Origin of the sequence: Pontivivens insulae, assembly GCF_900302495.1 — a bacterium.
In the GTDB taxonomy this organism is placed as follows: domain Bacteria; phylum Pseudomonadota; class Alphaproteobacteria; order Rhodobacterales; family Rhodobacteraceae; genus Pontivivens; species Pontivivens insulae.
The window spans coordinates 612,218-633,674 of the sequence record NZ_OMKW01000003.1; the positions used below are offsets into that span (position 1 = coordinate 612,218).

Sequence of the window (21,457 nt, forward strand, 5' to 3'; positions counted from 1 at the left end):
TCGCCTCCAAAACCGTGTGCACAACCCGTGCACAATGCGTGCACAACCCGTGCACCAAAATGTCAGATCGCCCCGTCATGCCGCCACCCTGTGCCGATAGACGAGATCCTCGTCAGAAGGCGCTTCGGCAATCAGGTCGCGCTCTGCGCCCAGACGCTCTGCCACTGAGATCGAGGTCACGTTGTCGGGCGAGATGTAGCTGACCAGTCGCGCTTCATCGAGATTTGCGAAGGCCCAATCCCGCGCCGCACCCGCTGCCTCGGTTGCATATCCGTGCCCCTCGAAACCGTCGAGAAGGACCCAGCCCAATTCCCGCTCAGGAAAGAAGGGGGGATGCTGGATCGCGACCTGGCCGAGAAACACGCCATCCTCAGTCCGCTCGACACCCCATGCGCCAAAGCCGTGCAAGCTCCACTGAGCGATGTCATTGCAAAAGAAGAACCAAGCCTGCTTGGCCGAGAGCGGTCCGCCAACCGTCGTCGCACGTTTGCTGGCAAAGAAAGCTGCATAAGGTGCGAAGTCGTCGGAGGTGTGCGGACGCAAGGTCAGGCGGTCGGTCTGAAGGATCGGAGCAATCATGCCGTGCCCTCCGGATGCAGCCATGTACCACAAAGGGAATCATGGTCCGGGGTGCCGATCTCACGCGCACCAAGCCGTTCGGCCAGTGCGATGGATCGGGTGTTGTTCCGGTCGATATAGGAGACAAGACGCTGCGCCGGAAGCGTGGCACGTGCCCAATCCCGTGCTGCGATAGCAGCCTCTTGCGCGATGCCCTTTCCCTCGGCGTCTGCGAAGATCGTCCAACCCAATTCAAGATCTGCATGATGGGGCGGATGGTGCAGACCGACCATGCCGACATGCTGACTGTCATGTTCCACCGCAAAGAACCCAAAGCCATGGGTCACCCATGTCCCGATATCTGCCATCAGGATCGTCCACGAGGCCGCTTCATCTTTTGGGCCACCAATATGGCGCGAACGATCAGACGCATAGAACGCGGCGAGCGTCGGGAAATCCTCCCGACGTGGCGCGCGCAGCGTCAGACGCTCGGTCGTGAGCGTGGGTATGGTCGCGGTCAGGCTCACTTCTTCTTGCCAAAGCCGCTGAGACCGGGGGGAAGGCTTGCGCCGCCAAGTCCCGGCATGCCGCCGGGTTGGGCTGGCATCTGCCCCGCGGGTGGGGTCATGCCAGCAGGCATTCCGCCGCCTTTGCCCATCAGGGCACCCAAGCCGCCGCGCATCATGCCCTTTTTGCCCATCTTCCCCATCTTCTTCATCATGTCCGCCATCTGGCGGTGCATCTTGAGAAGCTTGTTCAGATCGGCCACCTCCATCCCGGCACCGGCGGCAATGCGCTTCTTACGGCTGGCCTGAAGGATCTGCGGATTGCGGCGTTCCTTTTTGGTCATGGAGTCGATCAGGGCGATCTGGCGCTTGAGCACCTTGTCGTCGAGCCCTGCCTCATCCATTTGCTTGGACAGTTTGCCCATGCCCGGCATCATGCCCATGACGCCCTGCATGCCGCCCATCTTCATCATCTGTTCGAGCTGCCCTTTCAGGTCGTTCATGTTGAACTGACCCTTCTGGAACCGCTTCATCATCTTCTCGGCCTGCTCGGCCTCGATCTGCTCTTGCGCTTTTTCAACGAGCGAGACGATGTCGCCCATCCCAAGGATACGGCCCGCGACACGTTCGGGATGGAACTCCTCAATCGCGTCCATCTTTTCGCCAAGGCCGACGAATTTGATCGGTTTGCCGGTCACGGCGCGCATCGAAAGGGCCGCGCCACCGCGTCCGTCACCGTCCATCCGCGTCAGCACGACGCCGGAAATTCCAATGCGACTGTCGAAATTCTCTGCGGTGTTGACGGCATCCTGACCGGTCAGGCCATCGACCACGAGCAGCGTTTCGTGGGGTTTTGCCTCGTCCCGGACGGCAGCGACCTCTTCCATCAGCTCATCATCGATGGAAAGACGGCCAGCCGTGTCGAGCATGTAGACGTCATATCCGCCCAGCGTCGCCTGCTGCTTCGCCCGCTTTGCGATCTGCACAGGGGTCTGGCCGGGAACGATCGGGAGCGTGTCGACGCCGATCTGCATACCCAGCACGGCGAGCTGCTCCATCGCGGCAGGGCGGCGGGTGTCGAGCGAGGCCATGAGGACGCGCTTGCCCATTTTGTCGGTCATGCGCTTTGCAAGCTTACCGGTTGTCGTGGTCTTACCCGAGCCTTGCAAACCCACCATGAGGATCGGCGCGGGTGGGCTGTCGATCTTCAATTCGCCGGCATTTATGTCGTCGCCCGCAAGGGTCGTGACCAACGCATCATGGACAATCTTGATGACCTGCTGGCCGGGCGTAACCGATTTGGTCACGGCCTGTCCGGTCGCCTGTTCCTGGACCTTCTTTACGAAATCGCGTGCGACGGGCAGGGAGACATCAGCCTCCAGAAGTGCGACGCGGACTTCGCGCAGAGCGGTGGACACATCCGCGTCGCTGAGCGCGCCCTGGCGCGTCAACTTGTCGAGGACGCCTGATAGGCGGTCTGACAGATTCTCGAACATGTCCGTTCTCCTCATTCCAAATGCCAAACGACGAACGCACCGGTGGGCGCAACGCGCTGACCGGTGGCGATCCCCGACATATGGATCGTGGGACCGGAAGTCGTAAGGCTTCCGGAGCAATTCCGTGCGGATTAGAGGATCAGGGCAGAGTCGTCAAGCGAAGTGGCGCCGTATATGAAAAGGCCCCCGCATTGATGCGAGGGCCCCTATGGCTGTGCTGTATGTGCGGATTACTGCACAAGTACGGCGTAAGATAGGTAGTCGCCCGGATCCTCTGCCGCTGGGGCCTGGATGCCAGCGAATTCAGCATGGACATAGGCGCGGCTGATCTGATTGTTCCAGCAGTTCATGGCACCGATGTGATCGCTCTCATTCGCCATGCCCGGGCAGTTTGCAACCTGAACATCGCGGGTGAGGAAGAGGTCAACGACCCCCTCGACCGGTGCGAGATATGCACCGTTGTGATCGGGGTTGGCGGCATAGCCCTCGACCGAAACCGGATTCACCAGTGCACCGCAATTGACCAGCGTGACGCGCTGCAGGCGACGCTCGGACGTCTGCTCCACCGAGGGGGTGGTGGCGAACTGGTAGTGACGTGGCAGGGTCTGGATCTGCTCACCACCGGACGACGCGCTCGCATCCAGCAGGCCGGAATAGGCGCGCTCGACTGTCGTGTAGCCGTCATACATGGAGGACGCACCGGCGATGTCCCACTCAATCGTTGAGTCGGGATTGTTCAGCGACAGGCCGTTGTCGTTCTCGTAGGGCGAGTAGTAGACCGCGAAGTAGGAGCTGAAGGTCGGGACGAGACCCACCGCGATATCGGTCGAGCCTTCGAGACCGTTGAAGGTCAGCGATTCCTCAAGGGCAACCATGTTGATCGCGCCATTCTCCCAAGCGACGCGGACGTCGTAGACAAAGGTGGTCTGGAAGTCGATTGCATGACCGGCGGGCACGTTGAGAACGAGGCCCACGGACGGTGCCGTCTCACCATCGGTGTCGCGGAAGGAGAAGTGGATCGACTCATCCTCGGAGGAGTTGTTGACCACGGTCCAGCCTGCAACGTCGCGGCCGCCATCGGAGCCGGTGCCGATGTTGAACACGCTGTAGGTCAGCGTTTCAGCGTTGTACTCCAGATTGTCGCCCGAAAGTTCTGTCGAGGTGTTGGTCGTGCTTTCTTCGGTTGCAACCTCCTCACAATCATCGGGATTGCCCGCGCCGTGAATGTGGTGAACCGTGTCGCTGTTTTCGGCGTTGTTGTTTCCGCCAGAACCACCGGGCGCACACTGATCGCCATTGCCCCAACCGTTGTTGCCCTGCGGGCCGCCGCGGCTGTTGCCGAGGCCGTTGCCGCCGCCATTGTTGCCGCTGGTCTCATCAGCCGTTTCGACAACTTCAATCACGGGATACTCAACCTCATCCGCCGGATAGGGTGCGCTCACTTCGTTGTAGCTGCCGTTTTCCAACGCGTCAGCATCGGTGCGCGGGAAGTCCATGTAAGGTGCGTCGGTACACTGCGCCGGATCACCATTGCGGGTGTCGAGGCAGCTGTCTCCCAGAAGCATCGGTCCCCAGTGGTTGCCATAACCATCACCCGCAACGTGGTTCCGGCGGCTTGCCGTGTTCCGAATGATGGGCGGATAAGTCTCCGTCGCGCTTGCAATCTCGGCCACGGCGAAGCTGTAGCGAGAGTTGGCGCTGTTCTGCTGGTAGGCGGCCTGCTGATAGTCGGAATAGGCTTCCTGAAGCGCGGTGTTGTCGCCCGCAGCCTGAGCTGCGTAATAACGGGTCGCGGCATCATCCATGTCCGCCTGCATGGCGTAGTACTCGGTCTCGGCCTCATCACGCATGGTGACGTAGTTTTCGATGAGCTCTTCGCGGGTCATCATGCCGTGAACCGCAACATAGTCAGGTGCAAAGTCACGGTCCGTCGTGACCGCTTGATTGAGCACACGGTCAAGCGGCGCATCCCAGATATCGAAGATGGTGTTGAGTGCGGTCGTCACCGTCTCTGGATGGGCTGCCTCAACCAGCACTTCGTTGCCGATGCACTGCAGGCCCGCGTCAATGGTTGCGAGGTAGCACATGTCCCGCAGCATATCAGTGGTGACCGGGCTGTTCAGGCGCGGATCACTCTCGGTGCCAAGTGTGTTTGGCTCGTAGGCAGAGCCGTTGAATGCGGAGAGGTTCTCCTCCGCACAGACACCGGTGGGGTCGCCACCGATCTCATCCCACGGGTTGGCAAGCAGGCCGAGGCGGATTTCGGAACCGGGCGTGTCGAGCGGCATCGCGCCACCATTCGCAGCGTGAACTTCTGCCGTCAGCAGCATACGGGTGCCTTCCTGGCCCTCCATGATGTCAGCAAAGCTGCGGCCCTGCGCATCATCTTCGAACGGGTTACACATCACCAGCGTGGAAAGCGGACCACAATAAGACGTCTCAAGACGCGCAACTGCAAATGCGTTGAGCGAGATGGACGTTGTCCGGTCAATGGTGCCGTCATCATTTGTCGCTGCTGCAAGCTGCGCGCGGAAATCGTCACTGTAACCAGTGGACGCCGCGGCATACTCAAACATCGAGTCGGCGCCAGCGGGCGAATTGTTGCCCTCGGCAAGGACGTCGCCACCCACAGTTTCATCCCCTTCGAACACGATATCACCGCGATCATTCGTCTGAATAACGCCGTCATCAATATCGGACTGAACAACAGCCGCCGCGAAGGCGCGCAGTTCCTGTTCCGTCATCTGGCCTGTTTCAGTGGTTCCGGTCGTTGGATCGGTTGCATAGACGGTAAAGGTGCCGTCGCCGTTATCAGCGACAATGCCTTCCTTTTCTGCGAGATCGATTGCCGCATCCACGAAATCGGACCGAGAGATGCTGACCGTACCCTCACTATCGACATATGCGCCGAAGTCACCATAGGCGACGGAACCTGCTGGGGCCGCATCATTGATTGTCAGATCTGCACCCTGAAGGAACACAGTGCCTTCGTTGATGATGCGCTGACGGGCTGCAGCGGTGACATCGTTCGTGCCTTCGGAGTTCAGGCCGACAGACATAAGCGTCAATTCGATTGTCCGGGCCTCTGCCTGCACAAAAACATATTGAGCAAGCGCGGGGTCGGTCGTGACCATCATGTTTCCGCCGGGATTCGACGCATCCAAGCCGCCCGGCGCTTCGGAGGGGTTCCGCGCAAAGAAGGTCAGGGGAACGGCAACGGTGAACTGCGCCTCACCATCCACGAATGCGCTCGCCTGGGACACTGCCTGTGCGGCGGCTTGTGCGCGCTGAATGGCGTCAGCTTCACCATTCAATTCAGCAGCGGCGGCAAGAGCGGCTTTATCGACAAAGCCCTGCATCGACGTGTGAGCCGAATAGGCCCGACCAAAATCGATTACGAGACCGGCGGAGGTCAGCAACATCACCGAAAAGACGGTGACTTGCATCGCGACGACGGCGTCTTCCGCTTTCAGAAAGCGTTTAACGATTCGCATCAGCTTCGTTGGCATGGCTCACATCCCCCACTCTGTCTCCCAACGAATACACGGTTTATCGCCCCCACGACGCCCGATGTATCCGTGCTCGCAGATGGAATGCGAGCTATGAGCAAGAATATGCCGAAAAGCGGTTGCAAACGCAATCATTCTGATTGAAGCGATGTGAGTGTCGTGTTTCACCGCGCCGTGAGCGCTCCAAAATACTCAATTAAACCAGAGGTTGTGCGTCATGACTGCCACCGTCACTGACCATAATGTTGCCGCATTCAAAGTGGCTGCGCTCTACAAATTCGTGCGAATCGCTGCGCCGGAACAGCTCGTCGAAACCGTTGATCGGCGGTTGCGTGCCGAGGGTGTGCGCGGGATCCTGCTGATCGCGCGGGAGGGGCTGAACGGCACGCTGGCTGGGACGCCCGAGGGGATCGACGCCGTGCTCGCCTACCTGCGCGCCCTGCCCGGTTGCGCCGATTTGCAGGCCAAGATTTCACATACCGAGGAGGCCCCTTTCCGCAAGTTGCGGGTTCGGCTGAAGAAGGAGATTGTGACGCTTGGTGCGGGCGACGTGGACCCGAACGCCTCGGTCGGTCGTTATGTGCGCCCGGAGGATTGGAGCGCCGTCATCACGGATCCTGATACAGTCGTGATCGATACGCGGAACGACTATGAAGTCGCCATCGGGTCCTTCGAGGGGGCAATTGATCCCAAGACCCCCTCGTTTAGGGACTTCCCGGCATGGTGGGCGAAGAATGCTGACGCCTTCGAGGGAAAGAAGGTCGCGATGTTCTGTACGGGCGGCATCCGATGCGAAAAATCGACGAGCTGGCTGTTGTCGCAAGGAGTTGAGGATGTCTGTCATCTTCAAGGAGGGATTCTTGCCTATCTTGAGCAGGTCCCCGAAGAGCAGAGCCATTGGAATGGATCGTGTTTTGTTTTCGATGAACGGGTGAGTGTAGGGCACGGCGTCGAGCCTGGGCCGCATGTGCTGTGCGGCGGCTGTCGGCGCCCGCTCGCCCCCGAAGATCTGGACCATCCCGATTTCGAACGCGGTGTGAGCTGCCACCATTGCATCGGGGAGCGCAGCGAGGCGGACCGTGCGCGTTTTCGCCAGCGGCAAAAGCAGATCGACCTTGCCGCTGCGCGGGGGGAAACACATCTGGCGGAAGACTAACGCGGATCAGCCGACATCAGGTTGACCGCCGCGCCATGGGCCGCCTGTCGCACCTCGCGTGCGAGCGGGGACGCAGGCAGTGTACGTGCCAGAACCATTCCACCCACGCTGAGCGCGGCCAGGGCGAGAGCGTCGGAGCGGGGATCCTCACGATGGCCCGACAGGCTGCGCTCGAACAACCAGACCATCGCTTGCAACAGTGTTTGATAGGACTCTTGTGCCGCCTCGCTGCCACGCGCGATGTCCGAGGGAAGCGCGATCATCGGGCACTGGCCATCGAGCGTGTTCAGGTGCTCCTCGGAAAGATAGCTGGCCAGCATTTGCCGGGCCATGTCGGGATTGAGGTTGGTCGGGTCAATGCCTGCATCATCGCGCCACTTAGCGCCCCGTCCCATCAGAAAGCTCTCAACCGCCGCAGAGAACAGCTCATCCTTGCTTGAGAAGTGGTTGTAGAAGCCGCCGCGGGTCAATCCGGCCTCTTGCATGATCATGTCGATGGTGACGCCCTCGAACCCATGTCGGTTGAACAGCACCCGGGCGGCTTCGACGATCCGCGCACGGGTGCGGGGCTTGTGATCTTTCGAATAGGGCATCTGGTCCTCCTGTCGCGGTCACTATGGCACCTCTCAAAATATGTTCTTTAACATTTTTTGAGAGGTGCAAGAACCGGAGCTTCACCAACGACGAAGGAGCCGTTCCATGGCCGAGAGCCTAACCCTGATCACCGCCTATCAACCCGCCCTGATTGCCCTTGCGCTGGCCGCGCTGATCGCGCCCGTTCAGTCATTTCTGAGCGCGCCATTTGCATTTATCCGCCGTGAGCAGGTGCCCGGAATGCCATTGCGACACGATCATTCGCGTCTGAGTTTTCGGGTGTTACGAACCTATTCCAACACGGTCGAGAACCTGCCTGCCTTTGGCATCGCCGTTGCCGTCGCCATTGTCGCCCAAGGCGCACCTGGCTGGGTCAACGCCCTTGCGATAGGGCATCTGGCCTGCCGGTTGGCATTCTGGGGGATTTACTATGCGGGGCTTGGACCGGCGGCCGGTGGACCACGCACACTCGTCTATGTCGGCGGTTTGCTGACGAATATCGGCTTGTGCGTGGTCGGGTTGTTGGCGCTGGTCTGACCAGCGCCCCGATAAGATCCGAGGGATCAGACGTTTTCGATGCGCAGGGCGACCGGAGCTTTCAGGCTGACCGGGCTCTGCGTGATGACGTTGAGGGCACGATCAAGCGCGGCGCGCCCGGTTTCATGGGTCACAATCAGGACCAGCGCGCCATTTTCATCCGGTTCGGACTGTCGCATCTGATCAATAGAGATCCCCTCGGCTGCCAACGCACCGGCGACTGTTGCCAAAGCGCCCGGCGTGTCATCCAGCGTCAGGCGCAGGTAGTACGCCGCCGCGGCTCCATCGGCCGAGCGGTTCGGTGCCGTCAGGCGGTCTGCCGGAATGCCGAAGGCCGGAACGCGCAGACCACGGGCGATATCGATCACATCGCCCAAGATCGCAGACGCCGTCGGGCCTTCGCCCGCACCCGGCCCCTGAAACACGGTCTGACCGACGAAATCACCCTCGATCACCACCATGTTGGTCACGCTTTGCAGGCCGCCCAGCGCACTTTGCGCCGGGACAAGGCAAGGCTGCATGCGCTGCTCCAACCCCTCAGAGGTCATCTGCGCAACACCCAAGAGTTTGATGCGATAGCCAAGATCACGGGCCATCAGAATGTCAGCGAGGCTGATCTGTTCAATCCCTTCGGTTTGAACACCGTCAAAATCGACGCGCGTGCCGAAGGCCGTCGCGGCCAACAGTGCCAGCTTGTGCGCGGCGTCAATGCCGCCGACATCGAAGGAGGGATCAGCCTCGGCATAGCCCTTTTCCTGAGCGGCGCTGAGCACGCTTTCATAGTCGTAGCCGTGCTCCTCCATTTGCGTGAGGATGTAGTTGCAGGTGCCGTTAAGCACACCCATCACGCGGGTGATGCCATTTGCGGCCAGCCCTTCGGTCAGGGCTTTCATGACGGGGATGCCACCCGCAACGGCGGCTTCATAGCGCAGCATCGCGTCGTTTTTTTCTGCCAGTGTCGCGAGCGCCTGGCCATGATGGGCAAGCATCGCCTTGTTAGCGGTGACGACGTGTTTGCCTGCGGCCAGCGCCGCCTCGGTCAGCGCCTTGGCCGGGCCGTCTTCGCCGCCCATCACCTCGATCACCAGATCGACATCATCGCGGCGGGCGAGGGCGACCGGATCATCCTCCCACGCGAAGGCGCTGAGATCGACACCGCGATCCTTGCCCCGCGACCGGGCGGAGACAGCGGTAATTTCCAGCGGACGCCCGGCCCGCATTGCCATCGTCGTTCCATGTGTCGCCATCATTCGCACGATACCTGCGCCGACGGTTCCAAGACCTGCGATCGCGATGCGAAGGGGGTGAGACATGGGAAACTTCCTTTGAGCTGTCATACGAGCCAGAGGGATAGGGGAAGGCGCGGGCGCGGGCAACCAGATAGGCGCGCGGCGGCTGTGCGATCACGTTGTCGTGCATCAGAGGGCGGATCAGGACAGTCGGAACCCGGTTTCTTGCTTCGTTCCGGTTTGCGCCGGCCGCTCCACGGGATATGGTGTGAGCTGAGACTGCCACCCTCAACATGATGTGTTGCCATGCCGCGTGATCTGACACCTGCCTTTCTTGACGTCGAAGCCTCGCTGAGCGGGCGCCGGTGGGTTGGGCCGGGGGCGGATGAGGCACGGGCGGCGAGCCGGATTTCACAGGTTGCCGGGCTGGAAGCCTCTGTCGCAGCCGTGCTGGCGCGTCGGGGGATCGAAGCGGAAGATGCGACGGCATTTCTGGCCCCGACCCTGCGCGAACTGATGCCGGACCCGTCGGTGCTAAAGGACATGGACACCGCGATTGCCCTGTTTTGCGACGTGGTGCGTGCCCAGGGGCGGATCGCCGTCTTTGCGGATTATGATGTGGACGGCGGGTCCTCGGCGGCGCTGCTGCTGGATTGGCTGGGTCAGCAGGGGCTTTCGGCGACGCTCTATATTCCTGACCGTATTGACGAAGGGTATGGGCCGAATGTGCCCGCAATGGAGCAATTGGCCCGAGGCCATGATCTGATCATCTGCGTCGATTGCGGGACGCTGTCCCATGAGCCCATTGCAGCCGCGCGGGCCGCCGGGGCGCAGGTGATCGTGCTGGACCACCACCAAGGCGGGGAAATTCTGCCCGATGCCGGTGCGGTGGTTAACCCCAACCGGCAGGATGAGGACTGCGGCCTTGGCTATCTGTGTGCGGCCGGTGTCGTGTTCCTGATGCTGGCGGGGGCCAATCGGGCGCTGCGGGCCGAACGTTCGGTGCCAGATCTGATGGCGATGCTTGACCTTGTGGCGCTGGCCACGGTCGCAGATGTCGCCCCGCTGATCGGGTTCAATCGCGCGCTGGTGCGGCAGGGGCTGTCCGTGATGGCGCGTCGCGAGCGTGCCGGGCTGGTCGCGTTGGGCGATGTTGCAGGGTTGAGTGCGCGGCCCACGGCCTATCATCTGGGCTTTATGCTTGGACCGAGGGTGAACGCAGGGGGTCGGATCGGGGCGGCGGATCTGGGCGCGCGCCTGCTCGCCACCCGTGATCCGCATGAAGCCGCCGCGATGGCTGAGCGGCTGGATGCGCTCAACAAGGAGCGGCGCGAAATCGAGGCACAGGTTCTGGCGCAAGCGATGGAGCAGGCGGAGGCGCGCGGCACGGATGGCGCGCTGGTCTGGGCCGCGGGCCAGGGTTGGCACCCCGGTGTTGTTGGCATTGTCGCGGCACGTCTGAAGGAAGCCACCAACCGCCCCGCCGTCGTCATCGGATTGGAGGCAGGTGTTGGCAAAGGTTCGGCCCGCTCGGTCACCGGGGTGGACCTGGGCGCTGCCGTGGCGGCGTGCACGCGGGAAGGATTGCTCACCAAGGGCGGTGGTCACGCGATGGCCGCGGGCCTGACGGTGGATGAAGAGAAGATCGACGCTGCAATGGAGCGTCTGTCTGAGCTGCTCGCCAAGCAGGGGGCGGCAGCGATTGGCCCCAAGGACCTGCGGCTGGACGGGTTGTTGACGACGCGGGCTGCCCAGCCCGATCTGGTCGAGGCGCTGGATCAGGCGGGTCCCTTCGGGGCGGGTGCCCCTGCCCCACGTCACGCGCTGGCCGCCCAGCGGATCAGCTTTGCCAAGCGCGCGGGAGAGAACCACCTGCGACTTACCTTTGCCGATGACAGTGGCGGGCGGCTGGATGCGATCTGTTTCCGGGCATTTGATGGCCCACTGGGACCGGCGCTGGAGAACCACGGCGGGGCAAAGTTCCACGTCGCCGGGCGGCTCGAAATCGACGAATGGGGCGGTCGGCGCAAGGCCAAGCTTCGTCTTGAGGACGCAGCCCCCGTGGCCTGATCACGTCGCCGTTGGCGGAATGTCGAAATGCAGCACCTCCTCACGGATGCCGAGCGACTCGTATAGCGCGATGGCGGGCGGATCGTCGTAATCGGCCTGCACGAACACGACATAGGCGCCGATCTCACGCGCGATGGACTGCACATATCCAATCAATGCGGTCGCAACGCCACGGCGCCGGGCAGGTTCTGCCACTGCCAGATCATAGATGTAGATCTCACGTCGGGCCTGCTCGAACTTCACCAGCTCGTAAGCGACAAGAGCACCGCTCATCCGATCTCCATCAAACGCGGCAATCGCGATGAACCCGGGATTGTCGAGCAAATCTTCGAGATGAGCATCAGGGGGCGGAGCATCTGCGTAGCTCGCCTGATCCTCGAATGCCACGGCAAAGAGCGCGTTTATGGCCCGCATTCCGGCGACATCCCCCGGCCCGATCCGTCTGATATCGTGATCCATTCCAACACCTCCGGTCTTACATACGTCACGGAAGGGAGAGGACGTGGGTTGATTGATGCTGGGTGGCCCGCCATGCTCAGCTTCCCTGAGATCAAGAGGATTACAGCGCGATGACCGAAAGGCCAAGGCTCTGCTTCATGGCATCGCACAGCACGTTGGCGATGGAAGCGGCCGCGCTTTTGAAAGGCCGCTATGGTCAGCACGATGAGGCGGACGCCGATATCATCGTCGCATTGGGCGGGGACGGGTTCATGCTGTCCACATTGCATGAAACACAACACCTGCCCGCGCCAGTCTATGGCATGAATCGGGGGACCGTTGGATTTTTGATGAACGCCTATGCGCCCGATGACCTTTACGAGCGCATCGCCGAGGCAGAGGAAGCTGTGATCAATCCCTTGCGGATGGAAGCCACCGATCGTGCGGGCGCCACCCACAGCGCATTGGCCATCAATGAAGTTTCGATGCTGCGCATGGGACCGCAGGCCGCGAATCTGGCAATCTCTATCGATGGGCGTGAGCGGATGGCCGAGCTGGTGTGCGACGGTGCGCTGGTCTCCACGCCTGCGGGATCCACTGCCTACAACTACTCGGCCCATGGACCGATCCTGCCGATTGGCGCTGACATTCTGGCGCTGACTGCAATCTCCGCCTATCGGCCGCGCCGGTGGCGGGGTGCACTCTTGCCCAGCAGTGCCGTGGTGAGGTTCGATGTTCTGGAGCAGGAAAAGCGCGCTGTGGCCGCGACAGCGGACAGTACAGAAGTGCGTGACGTGGTCAGTGTGACGATCAGGTCGGAACCAAAGGTGGCCCATCGACTGCTGTTCGATCCGGGGCACGGTCTGGAAGAGCGGCTGATCCGCGAACAGTTCGTCTAGGCATTTACAGCCGGAACATGGAAATTCGCGGGCGGCGCGCCTAGCTTTCAGGGCAATGCAATCCCGAAAGGAACCGCCATGTTGCGCGCCGCGCTTTTAAGCTCCCTTGCGATCCTGATGCCCGCCACAGCCTTTGCCGATGAGATCGGTGAAGTCACAACCGCTTGGCGCCTTTTGGGTGCGAACCACCGCATCGTTGTCGAGGCATTCGACGACCCGGTGGTGAACGGAGTGTCCTGCTTTGTCTCGCGGGCGCGCACCGGTGGGATCAGCGGATCGCTAGGACTGGCGGAGGACACGTCGGACGCGTCCATCGCCTGCCGCCAGGTCGGGCCGATTTCCTATGACCCCGATGAGTTGGAAGAGGGTGACGAGGTGTTTTCGGAACGCGCATCCATCCTGTTCAAACGTGTGCAGGTCGTTCGCTTCTTCGATGAAGCGCGCAACACGTTCGTCTACCTCACCTATTCTGACCGCCTGATTGAAGGCAGCCCGCAAAACTCCATTTCCGCGGTGGTGATCCGCCCCTGGGACGAGGGTTAACGGGCGTAGCGGTCTACGACGGCGGGCGAAAGGGTGAAGCGGTCTGATCCATCGACCGCACGCAGAACAGCCTGAGCGATCAGCGTGTCGAATGCCTCGGCCCGCGTGGCCTCATCCTGTGGCTGCCGCGTCTTAATCAGGGCCGCATCAGAGAGAAGCGTGCTACGATCAAACTCTGACTGATCCTGAATATGGTGACGCCACGCCGCCGCGATCTCGATGGCATGCAGCGCGTTGCGCGGCATGCGGGGACTTGCATAGTCAGCGACACCAAGAACGGGGCGTGATGCCCGCGGCTTGGCTGCGGCCGCTGCCGGCCCGGCCGTCATTGCACGATCGAGTGCGGAGGCAAGCTGATCCTGCGGAAGCTCCTGCGCCTTTTCCTCGATCTCTTTGAGAGAGCTGATCTCTCCCTCCAGAGGGGCTGGCGCAATCTCATCCGTTTGTGCAGGGCCGGTATCTGGGGTTCGGGAAAAAGCGAATGTACTGCGGGCCGGCGCCGTGGCGCTCTGGCCATCAGAGCTGAGGATCAGGGTGTCATCTTCGACCCGGGCCGTGATCGGACCTTCGGTTTGGAGCGCCACGTTCAGTTCGTCCAGCGGAATGACCCGACGCCCGAAATCGGGATTGCGCTTCTCGACTTCTTCACACAGGGCGATCAGGCGCTGAAGCAGCGGCAAGGGATCATCGATTCCTTCGATCTCACAAGCGAAGGCGCCGAAGCTGAGGGAAATCCGGGGAAGGTCGTCGGACATTGGCAGTCTCATCGGGTGGGTAAGGGCATGGCCGGAATATTGCCCTGCGCGCCGCTCATGGCAAGCGGTTGACGGCCTGCACATCACGTTACATTCAGAAGCATGACAGATGCAGCGCTCGCCTACTCCTCTCCGGTCGTGATGATCGGGGGTGCTCCGCCCGAAATGGCGCTGATCGACAGGCTGTGCGGCATGGGGCTTCCGCTGATTGCAGCAGATGGTGGCGCGGATGTGCTGTTGCAGCGCGAATACAGGCCGGATGCCGTGATTGGCGATCTGGATTCGGTGCGCGACCCCGAGCAATTGCGGGCCCTCGGCGTGCCCCTGCATCACGTCGCCGAGCAGGACACGACGGATTTTGAGAAGTGCCTTGCCCGCGTTGAGGCGCCTGGTGTGCTCGCCACCGGGTTTCTGGGCGGGCGGTCAGATCACACATTGGCGACGATGTCCGTGCTGGCACGGTTCCCCGCGGGGCGCGTGATTGTGCTGGGGGGGCCAGATCTGATCGTACATTGCCCCGCACGCATCGCACTCGATCTGCCAGAGGGTGTCCGATTTTCGCTCTACCCCATGACGCGAGTGCGGGGGCATTCGAGCGGGCTGCACTGGGCGTTGCAGGACGTGACGCTGGACCCGCTGGGTCTGATCGGGACTTCCAACGTGACGCTGGGCCCGGTTGAGCTTGAGATAACGGAGGGGACCGCTTTGCTGATCCTGCCGATGGACCATCTGAACACCTTGAGAAAGGCCTTGAAATGGTAAGAGCAACTGCGATGGCCGCCCTGGTCGGTTTGGCCGGATGCGCCGCCGAGACAGCGCCGACCCAGCCCGCCACCCCGGATGTGGCACAGGCTGTTGTCGAGCGGATCCTGGCGATGGATTGTCAGGAACTTGCCGCGACCGAGCGGTTGTTGGGCCTTGTTGCTCAGGGCGAGACGCTGGCGCGCACGCTTTTGGCCACGGGTCAGCTGGAAGGGGTTGGGATCAGCGAAGGATTGATCGGGCAAAGTGCCGAGGCGCGCGGGCAGACCCAGCGGCTGATCGATTTCACCCAGTTGATCAAGCTCTGCGCGCTGCGCGGCTAGGGCGCACGCCAGCTGCCCGTCCATCCATCCTCACGACAGAACAGCGCGCGGCTGTGGCGGCTGCGGTCGAGGTGCAGCAACTCAATCTGATCGAGCGTGACGCGGATCAGCGCGAAAGCTGGGGGACCATCGAAGCGCGTCACCTCAGGGGAGGGGATGATCGCGCCGGGGGTTTGGGAAATCCTGTAAATCTCGTGGGTCCGCGCTGGCAGGCGAGACTCCACGTCCTTGGCCAGAGGCGTGCCGATATGCAGCTCGGCCCGCCCGCGCAGCCGGATTTGCAGATTGGCGCGCGCATCCCACACGTGGAGCGCGACGGCCGGATCGGCCGCGATCTGCGTGATTTTTCCGGCCTGAGCGTGGGAATGGATGTCGAGCGTCCCGGCGTCGCGATTGGCTGCACGAAGTACGACGGTGCGCATCTCTGGCCCGGTGGTGGCCAATGTCGGGCGGTTGCAGGCCGATTTGGGATCAGCAACACCGCGCGACAGGCGCGACCACGCCGCGTTGAGGAAACTCTCAAGAGATGCGGGCGGGGTCATTGGGTGTCCTCATCATAGCCTGTCATCTCCAGATAGCCGCGACCGGTGTGGCTGCCGGTGATTGCGATTGGCCCCTCCCAGTAGGGGAAGAGCGTCTCCATCCAGGACTGTGGTTGCAGCGCGTCGACCGTGATGTCGAGCGCATGCTGCGGGATCTCGATCCGCCAGCGCGTCGGAAGCGTTGCGCCAGAACGCTCAACCCGCGTGGTCGCGAGCGGCGTGAACCTGAGCGCGTCGGGGGCGAGCGGCTGCGGCGTTCCCTCAGGGGTGATCCATGTGCCCGAATGGTAGGCGGTGCCGTCCGTTTGTCGCAGGCGAAACGCCATGACGCGATGCCCGTCCTCAAGCGAAAGGGAGAACCAGTCCCACCCCGTCTGATTGTCTGACAAGGGTTGCGAGGACCATTCCCGGTCAAGCCATGCCGTACCGGTAACCGCGATCTGCTGATCGCCAACGGTCAGAGTACCTTCAGCGGTGTAAAACGGTTGGGAATAGTAGTAGCTGGCCTGCCCTTCGGCAGACTTGACGCTGTAGCCATCCTCCCCTTGCGGCACGAAGGGGGCGTCGCTCGACAACTCGAGCGCATAGGCAAAGCCGTCACCGCTGGCGCCCAGGCTGGCATTCGCGGGGGTCGCGCCCTCGAAGGACCAATCGTCGATCCACGCCGCAAACGGGTCTGCGACAACGCCAGCCTGCCCGATGCCGCCGCGCGCCAGACGCTCGCCCACGAAATGCGCCTCTGGCGTCGTCAACCCGGCATGACCCATCCAGACCTGAGGGCTGGACCATGCCTCCGCCTCGCCCGGAGCGAGGGCAGAGCGGAAGAGTGTCCACTGAATGCCATAGTCTCGCCCGGCCTCATCTTGCAGGTTGGCGGTTAGATACCACCACTCGATGCGATAGTCGGGATGCGGGCCGTGATCGTCGGGAAATGAGAAGCGGGTCTGGGGATCTGGCACGGCAAACCCCTCCCCCGCGTCGGTCCCCAAACCGGCAAAGCCTTGCCCCAAGCCAGCCACCGGCAACAGCAGCATCGCGAAAAGCAGCGGGAAAAAGCGTTCAGCGTTCATCGGCAAAGACCCTGAGCAAGGCACCGGGTGGCGTGCGCGCCAAGCGGAGCGCGGGAAGGGCTGCGGCAAGCGCCGCCGCCACCAGCGCAAGCAAAACAAGGCGCAACCAGTCGAGCGGATAAAGGAATATCGGCAATCGCCAGCCAAAGGCCTGCACATTGATGATGGTCATCAGCACCCATGCCAGCGCCAGTCCGACGGGAATGGCCAGAACCCCGGTCAGCAATGCCAGCAACACCGTGCGCCCCATTTCGATCCGCGCCAGTTGCGCGCGCGTCAGGCCCATCGCCCAAAGCGGTGCGACAGCGGGCAGACGCATCAACTGTAACGTCAGCATGGCGGTAAACAGCGCGAGGGCCGCCACGCCAAGGGTCAGTACATTCAGTGCAGCGGTCACGGTGAAGGTGCGTTCGAATATCGAAAGCGATAACGACTTGATGGCCTGCTGATCGATGATCTGCTGCGGCCCCAGATCAAACCGTTCTGTCAGGTCGGCAATCAGGTCGGGCGCCTGACCGGGGGGCAGGCGCAGCGCATAGCGCAAGCGATCCACATCCGGGAACCGCTCGGTCAAACCGGCGACATTTACCATGAGCTGGCCCCTGGGGTTGCCGTAGTCGGAGTAAATCGCAGCCACCTCAAGCGCCCAAAGGCCGGACGGTGTGGGCAGTGACAGACGGTCGCCCGGAGAGATGCCTTCGCGCAGCGCGAGTTGTTCATTGACCAAAACGCCCGTCCGCGCACGCAGTTGGTCCCAGGGGGCGGGCCCTTGCGCGATGAGCGGCCAATTGTCCCGATAGGTCGCGTGATCCGCCACGCCAAACAGTTCAACCTGTTGGCCCTGCCAGCGCAGGTCTGTCGAAAAGATCGGCAATTGGGCTGTGGTTCGGGGCGCAACATAGGTCAGGATCGCGTCAGCCTGCGCCTCGTCCCGCGCGGTCAGGTAGATTTCAGATGCGAGGCGTTGATCCAGCCAGCCTGTGAACGTCTCGCGAAAGCTGGAAACCATGGTCCCGACGCCGATATTGGCCGACAGCGCCACAAGCAGGGCCATCAAGGCGAGCGACAGGCGGGACAATTGCAGGCGGCCATCGGCCCAAACCCATTGTGAGACCGGCCCACGGGCACGCGCGGCCCCGACCCGTAGAGCAAAAGACAGAAGCGTCGGCAGCGCAAGCGCGGCCCCCAGCATAAGTGCAGCAATCAGGGCGAATCCCGCGATCAGGGAGTTCGCAAGGGCCGCACCAAGAATGGCGAGCGCAATGAAGAGGGACGCGGCCATGATCTGCCAGCGCATCGCCCGGCGTTGTGCCCCCAACCAGGCATTCGGCTGAGCAGGTGCGAGCAGCGGCAGATGGACCGTCCGCCACAAGGTGTCCGCCGCCGCGATGAGTGCACCCAGCATTGAAATGGCCAGCCCGGCGGCCCACCAGCCCGGTCGGAAAGCAAGTGTCCCATCGACATTCGCGCCATAGAGGCCGTCAAGCGTCGCAGCCACATCTGGCAGCAATGCCGCGGCCACAAAATAGCCCAGCGCAACCCCGGCCAGACCTGCGATCAGGGCCAGTGCTGCAAGCTCCGCCAGCATCACCCAGAGCAGGCGAGCCAAGGGCACACCACAGGCGCGCAAGGTGCGCAGCATCGGTTTGCGTTGCTCAAAGGCCAATCCGATCGCCGAGTAGACGATGAAAAGCCCGACCACAAAGCTTAGCACACCAAAGGCCGTCAGATTGAGGTGGAAACTGTCGGTGAGCGCGTTGATATCGTTGCCTTGCTCCGGTGGGGTCCGGGTGAAGGCCAAGCCGGTCACATCGCTCGGATCAGGGCCGGTGGCTGTCGGCACGCTCACCAGACGTGTGAGTTGACCGTCCAGGTCCAGAAGGCGTTGCGCCGCACCAATGTCCATCAAAAGGGTGCGCGGCGGCGTCCCGTCGACGGCGCGCAGTTCAGGAAGGTCGACACCATCCAGCCGCGCGATCAGATCGGGCTCGGCAAATGCGACCCCGCCCGGCCCGAAGAAACCGCCCAGCTCATCCGCGTCCAGCGTTGCCCCCGTCCCCATTTGCGGCGGGGCCGTTAGAGGGTCGAAGCCGATGATCCGCAGGGTCGTATCAGCGCGCCTGATGCGCCCTTCGACCATGGGGGACACTTCCCACCCGGCGCGGCGCAGGGCGATATAGGCGGATTGATCAAAGCTGTTCGCGCCCTGCACCGTAAAGCTGTCGAGTTGGTCGCCGCCCAGCCGGCTTGCCGCCGCCGCGTAGCTGGCGCGCGCCTCCGCATTCACAGCCTGCACCGCCGACCACAGGGCCGTCGCCACGGTCAGCCCCAGCAGCAGCGTGACAATCTGGAAGGGGCGACGGCGCCAATGGCTGAGCAGCGTGCGGAAGACGAGCGCTGTCACGCCAATTGCCCCAGCCGCAGATGCACCCGACGGTCGAGCCGAGCGGCAAGGCGGTCGGAATGCGTAACCATCAAAAGGGCGGCCCCACTTTGCGCGACCAGCGATAACATCAGATCGAGAACCTGATCGCCCGTCGCCTCATCCAGATTTCCCGTCGGCTCATCGGCGAGAATCAGATCGGGGCGTGCGGCAAGCGTGCGCCCTACGGCCACGCGCTGTTGCTGACCGCCGGACAGTTGCTCTGGCCACCGGGCCCCCAGATCAGCGAGGCCGAGCCGCTCTGTTATCTCGACCTGCCAGGCAGGGTCCAGCCGACCGGCGAGACGGGCCTGAAAGGCGAGATTGTCCGCCACGCTCAAGGAGGGAATCAGATTGAATTGCTGGAAGACAAGGCCGAGGCGACTGCGCCGCAGCTCTGCACGGCCAGCATCGCTGAGCGTACCGACATCGGTACCGGAGATGGTGATTGTACCGGCATCGATAGTATCGAGGCCCGCGGCAAGATGCAGAAAGGTGGATTTACCGCTTCCCGATTCTCCCGTCAGGGCGAGTGTTTCTCCTGACTTGAGGGACAGATCGACGCCGCGCAGCACCGGGAGCGGGCCGTTGGAGGTTTGAAAACTCTTCTCTACGGATTTCGCGACAAGCATCGGGCCCTCCAGCGTATCGCCATTGATATAGTCGACCGATTGGATGGTGCCCAGCGCGACATCTCGCCCGTGCTTAACCCTGCGGGGTGAAGCGCGTCAGCCCGTGTCTCGGGCAATGTCATATGTGTCGGGAGGGGGGCGACAGTTCGGTTGCCCCATCACACTTAACCTGTGGTCGTCTCTTTCCCGGCATTGCGAAAGCGATAACGGCCAAATCGATAATGGCCAACGTGCGAGCACCGCTTAGTCCGACAGAGATCAGAAGGAGAGTGGTACGCCCTACGGGACTCGAACCCGTGTTTCCGCCGTGAAAGGGCGGCGTCCTAGACCACTAGACGAAGGGCGCATCCGTTGGCGAGTGGTCAGCCTCGCCGCGCTGTGAGGGGGTAATTAGGGGAATCGTCCGGGGGGTGCAAGCGGGAAAACGCATCATTCCTGTCGGGGCATGGATTTTTCCGCATCGGGCCTTTGTCGAAGGTCGAGCACCGCCTGAATCCAGTCCCGCACGGCCGTCGTGCGGGCCAGTTGCGCGATGTCGCGGTGGACCAGCATCCAGACTTCCCGCAACACCTCCTGTGCGGCCCATGCGCCCTGCACCCGCATCAAGCGCGGATCGGCGTCACCGATCAGGCAGGGCAATAATGAGCGTCCCAATCCAGCAGCTATCGCCTCAACCGCGCCCTCAATCTCACCCACGCGCATCGGGCAGAACGCCTGTCCGGACTGGCGGACGTGACGCTCCATCCAGTCGGATTGTGGCAGTTCGCGCATGCCGTCGCGGTAGCCGATCCATGCATCTGCACTGCCCTCCCGTGCGCAATAGACCGCATGTTCAAACGCCCCCAGCTTGCGCGCCTGAACCTTCAGGCCACCATCTTGTGGCCTGCCAAGGCGGATGGCGATGTCCGCCTCGCGCCGGATGAGGCTGAGGTTGCGGATGTCGGGCTCGAGCTGCAATTCGAGGGAAGGGTGGCGCGCGATCAACTGGCCCGCTTGCGGGATCAGCACCCGGTTGATCAGCATTGGCGCAGCGGTCAGACGCACGACTCCGCTGACCCCTGTCTGCGGGCCCTGTCCCAACGTGCTGAGCCGATCAATTTGCTGTTCGAATGCCTCGGCGCGATCCGCCGCATCCTCCCCCAGAGACGTCAGGTGCAAATTGCCGTCGCGGGTGCGCTCCACAAGTGGAGCGGCAAGCTGCCGCTCCAGCCGACGCAACCGGCGGGACACGGTGGTCGCGTCCACCCGCAGCATCACAGCCGCCCCGGCGAGGCTGCGGGCCCGGCGCACGGCCAGCAGAAATTTCAGGTCGGACCAATCCAGTTGCTGCATTTTTGCAGTTGTATTTGGAAAAGACGCGTGTTGGCAGGGCAAATTTGCACGGGCATGGTCCTATAAGACAGACAGATCGGAACC

The 21,457-nt window shown here is 62.4% G+C and carries 20 protein-coding genes and 1 tRNA gene; 7 read left to right on the forward strand and 14 right to left on the reverse strand.

Going from position 1 to position 21,457, the window contains the following annotated elements:
• Positions 1-75 precede the first annotated feature (75 nt).
• The 4 genes from POI8812_RS13555 to POI8812_RS13570 form a co-directional block, all read right to left on the reverse strand.
• On the reverse strand, positions 76-579 hold the full coding sequence (locus POI8812_RS13555) for a GNAT family N-acetyltransferase (protein ID WP_108783108.1): 504 nt from the start codon (positions 577-579) through the stop codon (positions 76-78).
• Positions 576-1,085, reverse strand: a complete 510-nt coding sequence (locus tag POI8812_RS13560; RefSeq protein WP_108783109.1) for a GNAT family N-acetyltransferase — start codon at positions 1,083-1,085, stop codon at positions 576-578. Before POI8812_RS13560 ends, POI8812_RS13555 begins: the two co-directional genes overlap by 4 nt.
• A complete protein-coding gene (gene ffh / locus POI8812_RS13565; RefSeq protein ID WP_108783110.1) occupies positions 1,082-2,560 on the reverse strand; it encodes a signal recognition particle protein in 1,479 nt (492 codons plus the stop codon). The genes POI8812_RS13560 and ffh overlap by 4 nt, the downstream gene beginning before the upstream one ends.
• A 230-nt stretch (positions 2,561-2,790) precedes the next feature.
• Positions 2,791-6,069 carry a pilus assembly protein TadG-related protein gene (locus POI8812_RS13570; protein WP_108783111.1) on the reverse strand — a complete coding sequence of 1,093 codons (3,279 nt, stop codon included), beginning with the start codon at positions 6,067-6,069 and terminating at the stop codon, positions 2,791-2,793.
• 217 nt (positions 6,070-6,286) lie between these two features.
• Between POI8812_RS13570 and trhO the strand changes: the two genes are divergently transcribed.
• Positions 6,287-7,225: an oxygen-dependent tRNA uridine(34) hydroxylase TrhO gene (gene trhO, locus POI8812_RS13575; protein WP_108783112.1), complete on the forward strand. Its 939-nt coding sequence runs from the start codon at positions 6,287-6,289 to the stop codon at positions 7,223-7,225.
• Here the strand turns inward: trhO and POI8812_RS13580 are convergent.
• Complete coding sequence (locus POI8812_RS13580) at positions 7,222-7,818, reverse strand: TetR/AcrR family transcriptional regulator (protein WP_108783113.1); 597 nt, start codon at positions 7,816-7,818, stop codon at positions 7,222-7,224. The genes trhO and POI8812_RS13580 overlap by 4 nt on opposite strands.
• 106 nt (positions 7,819-7,924) lie before the next feature.
• Between POI8812_RS13580 and POI8812_RS13585 the strand changes: the two genes are divergently transcribed.
• On the forward strand, positions 7,925-8,356 hold the full coding sequence (locus tag POI8812_RS13585; protein WP_108783114.1) for an MAPEG family protein: 432 nt from the start codon (positions 7,925-7,927) through the stop codon (positions 8,354-8,356).
• A gap of 26 nt (positions 8,357-8,382) precedes the next feature.
• Here the strand turns inward: POI8812_RS13585 and POI8812_RS13590 are convergent, their stop codons facing one another.
• Complete coding sequence (locus tag POI8812_RS13590; protein ID WP_108783115.1) at positions 8,383-9,669, reverse strand: homoserine dehydrogenase; 1,287 nt, start codon at positions 9,667-9,669, stop codon at positions 8,383-8,385.
• A gap of 222 nt (positions 9,670-9,891) precedes the next feature.
• On the opposite strand from POI8812_RS13590, the gene recJ reads away from it, so the two are divergent.
• On the forward strand, positions 9,892-11,655 hold the full coding sequence (recJ, locus tag POI8812_RS13595) for a single-stranded-DNA-specific exonuclease RecJ (RefSeq protein WP_108783116.1): 1,764 nt from the start codon (positions 9,892-9,894) through the stop codon (positions 11,653-11,655).
• Here the strand turns inward: recJ and POI8812_RS13600 are convergent, their stop codons facing one another.
• Positions 11,656-12,114 carry an AAC(3)-I family aminoglycoside N-acetyltransferase gene (locus POI8812_RS13600; protein WP_108783117.1) on the reverse strand — a complete coding sequence of 153 codons (459 nt, stop codon included), beginning with the start codon at positions 12,112-12,114 and terminating at the stop codon, positions 11,656-11,658.
• A 110-nt stretch (positions 12,115-12,224) separates the two neighbouring features.
• Here POI8812_RS13600 and POI8812_RS13605 point away from each other — a divergent pair, with 110 nt between their 5' ends.
• Both POI8812_RS13605 and POI8812_RS13610 read left to right on the forward strand, forming a co-directional pair.
• Entirely contained in the window at positions 12,225-12,992 is a 768-nt protein-coding gene (locus tag POI8812_RS13605) for an NAD kinase (RefSeq protein WP_108783118.1), read from the forward strand.
• A gap of 78 nt (positions 12,993-13,070) precedes the next feature.
• Positions 13,071-13,535, forward strand: coding sequence for a CreA family protein (locus POI8812_RS13610; RefSeq protein ID WP_108783119.1), 465 nt, complete (start codon positions 13,071-13,073; stop codon positions 13,533-13,535).
• On the opposite strand, the gene POI8812_RS13615 is transcribed toward POI8812_RS13610, so the two are convergent.
• Positions 13,532-14,290, reverse strand: coding sequence for a hypothetical protein (locus tag POI8812_RS13615; protein WP_108783120.1), 759 nt, complete (start codon positions 14,288-14,290; stop codon positions 13,532-13,534). The two genes, POI8812_RS13610 and POI8812_RS13615, sit on opposite strands and share 4 nt — an antisense overlap.
• 102 nt (positions 14,291-14,392) lie before the next feature.
• On the opposite strand from POI8812_RS13615, the gene POI8812_RS13620 reads away from it, so the two are divergent.
• Both POI8812_RS13620 and POI8812_RS13625 read left to right on the forward strand, forming a co-directional pair.
• Positions 14,393-15,052, forward strand: coding sequence for a thiamine diphosphokinase (locus tag POI8812_RS13620; RefSeq protein WP_108783121.1), 660 nt, complete (start codon positions 14,393-14,395; stop codon positions 15,050-15,052).
• Positions 15,053-15,063: 11 nt separating this feature from the next.
• Positions 15,064-15,375: a hypothetical protein gene (locus POI8812_RS13625; RefSeq protein ID WP_108783122.1), complete on the forward strand. Its 312-nt coding sequence runs from the start codon at positions 15,064-15,066 to the stop codon at positions 15,373-15,375.
• Here POI8812_RS13625 and POI8812_RS13630 read toward each other — a convergent pair.
• The 6 genes from POI8812_RS13630 to POI8812_RS13655 all read right to left on the reverse strand — a co-directional run bounded on the left by POI8812_RS13630 (position 15,372) and on the right by POI8812_RS13655 (position 21,373).
• Positions 15,372-15,917 carry a pyridoxamine 5'-phosphate oxidase family protein gene (locus POI8812_RS13630; RefSeq protein ID WP_108783123.1) on the reverse strand — a complete coding sequence of 182 codons (546 nt, stop codon included), beginning with the start codon at positions 15,915-15,917 and terminating at the stop codon, positions 15,372-15,374. The two genes, POI8812_RS13625 and POI8812_RS13630, sit on opposite strands and share 4 nt — an antisense overlap.
• Positions 15,914-16,987 (reverse strand): lipocalin-like domain-containing protein, encoded by a 1,074-nt coding sequence (locus tag POI8812_RS13635; protein WP_108783124.1) that lies wholly within the window; start codon positions 16,985-16,987, stop codon positions 15,914-15,916. The genes POI8812_RS13630 and POI8812_RS13635 overlap by 4 nt, the downstream gene beginning before the upstream one ends.
• The gene (locus POI8812_RS13640) at positions 16,977-19,391 is read right to left on the reverse strand and encodes an ABC transporter permease (RefSeq protein WP_108783125.1); all 2,415 of its coding nucleotides are present in this window, start codon (positions 19,389-19,391) and stop codon (positions 16,977-16,979) included. The genes POI8812_RS13635 and POI8812_RS13640 overlap by 11 nt, the downstream gene beginning before the upstream one ends.
• Positions 19,388-20,041, reverse strand: coding sequence for an ABC transporter ATP-binding protein (locus POI8812_RS13645; RefSeq protein WP_108783126.1), 654 nt, complete (start codon positions 20,039-20,041; stop codon positions 19,388-19,390). The genes POI8812_RS13640 and POI8812_RS13645 overlap by 4 nt, the downstream gene beginning before the upstream one ends.
• A gap of 270 nt (positions 20,042-20,311) precedes the next feature.
• Positions 20,312-20,387: transfer RNA gene (locus tag POI8812_RS13650), tRNA-Glu, on the reverse strand.
• Positions 20,388-20,470: 83 nt separating this feature from the next.
• Positions 20,471-21,373: a LysR family transcriptional regulator gene (locus tag POI8812_RS13655; RefSeq protein WP_108783127.1), complete on the reverse strand. Its 903-nt coding sequence runs from the start codon at positions 21,371-21,373 to the stop codon at positions 20,471-20,473.
• Positions 21,374-21,457: the final 84 nt, after the last annotated feature.

Coding starts and splice junctions, on each gene's coding strand:
- POI8812_RS13555 (WP_108783108.1), bottom strand. CDS start 579: ATGATTGCTCCGATCCTTCAGACCGACCGCCTGACCTTGCGTCCGCAC.
- POI8812_RS13580 (WP_108783113.1), bottom strand. CDS start 7,818: ATGCCCTATTCGAAAGATCACAAGCCCCGCACCCGTGCGCGGATCGTC.
- POI8812_RS13655 (WP_108783127.1), bottom strand. CDS start 21,373: ATGCAGCAACTGGATTGGTCCGACCTGAAATTTCTGCTGGCCGTGCGC.
- POI8812_RS13615 (WP_108783120.1), bottom strand. CDS start 14,290: ATGTCCGACGACCTTCCCCGGATTTCCCTCAGCTTCGGCGCCTTCGCT.
- POI8812_RS13630 (WP_108783123.1), bottom strand. CDS start 15,917: ATGACCCCGCCCGCATCTCTTGAGAGTTTCCTCAACGCGGCGTGGTCG.
- POI8812_RS13570 (WP_108783111.1), bottom strand. CDS start 6,069: ATGCCAACGAAGCTGATGCGAATCGTTAAACGCTTTCTGAAAGCGGAA.
- POI8812_RS13600 (WP_108783117.1), bottom strand. CDS start 12,114: ATGGATCACGATATCAGACGGATCGGGCCGGGGGATGTCGCCGGAATG.
- POI8812_RS13585 (WP_108783114.1), top strand. CDS start 7,925: ATGGCCGAGAGCCTAACCCTGATCACCGCCTATCAACCCGCCCTGATT.
- POI8812_RS13635 (WP_108783124.1), bottom strand. CDS start 16,987: ATGAACGCTGAACGCTTTTTCCCGCTGCTTTTCGCGATGCTGCTGTTG.
- recJ (WP_108783116.1), top strand. CDS start 9,892: ATGCCGCGTGATCTGACACCTGCCTTTCTTGACGTCGAAGCCTCGCTG.
- POI8812_RS13590 (WP_108783115.1), bottom strand. CDS start 9,669: ATGTCTCACCCCCTTCGCATCGCGATCGCAGGTCTTGGAACCGTCGGC.
- ffh (WP_108783110.1), bottom strand. CDS start 2,560: ATGTTCGAGAATCTGTCAGACCGCCTATCAGGCGTCCTCGACAAGTTG.
- POI8812_RS13645 (WP_108783126.1), bottom strand. CDS start 20,041: ATGCTTGTCGCGAAATCCGTAGAGAAGAGTTTTCAAACCTCCAACGGC.
- trhO (WP_108783112.1), top strand. CDS start 6,287: ATGACTGCCACCGTCACTGACCATAATGTTGCCGCATTCAAAGTGGCT.
- POI8812_RS13625 (WP_108783122.1), top strand. CDS start 15,064: ATGGCCGCCCTGGTCGGTTTGGCCGGATGCGCCGCCGAGACAGCGCCG.
- POI8812_RS13605 (WP_108783118.1), top strand. CDS start 12,225: ATGACCGAAAGGCCAAGGCTCTGCTTCATGGCATCGCACAGCACGTTG.
- POI8812_RS13610 (WP_108783119.1), top strand. CDS start 13,071: ATGTTGCGCGCCGCGCTTTTAAGCTCCCTTGCGATCCTGATGCCCGCC.
- POI8812_RS13620 (WP_108783121.1), top strand. CDS start 14,393: ATGACAGATGCAGCGCTCGCCTACTCCTCTCCGGTCGTGATGATCGGG.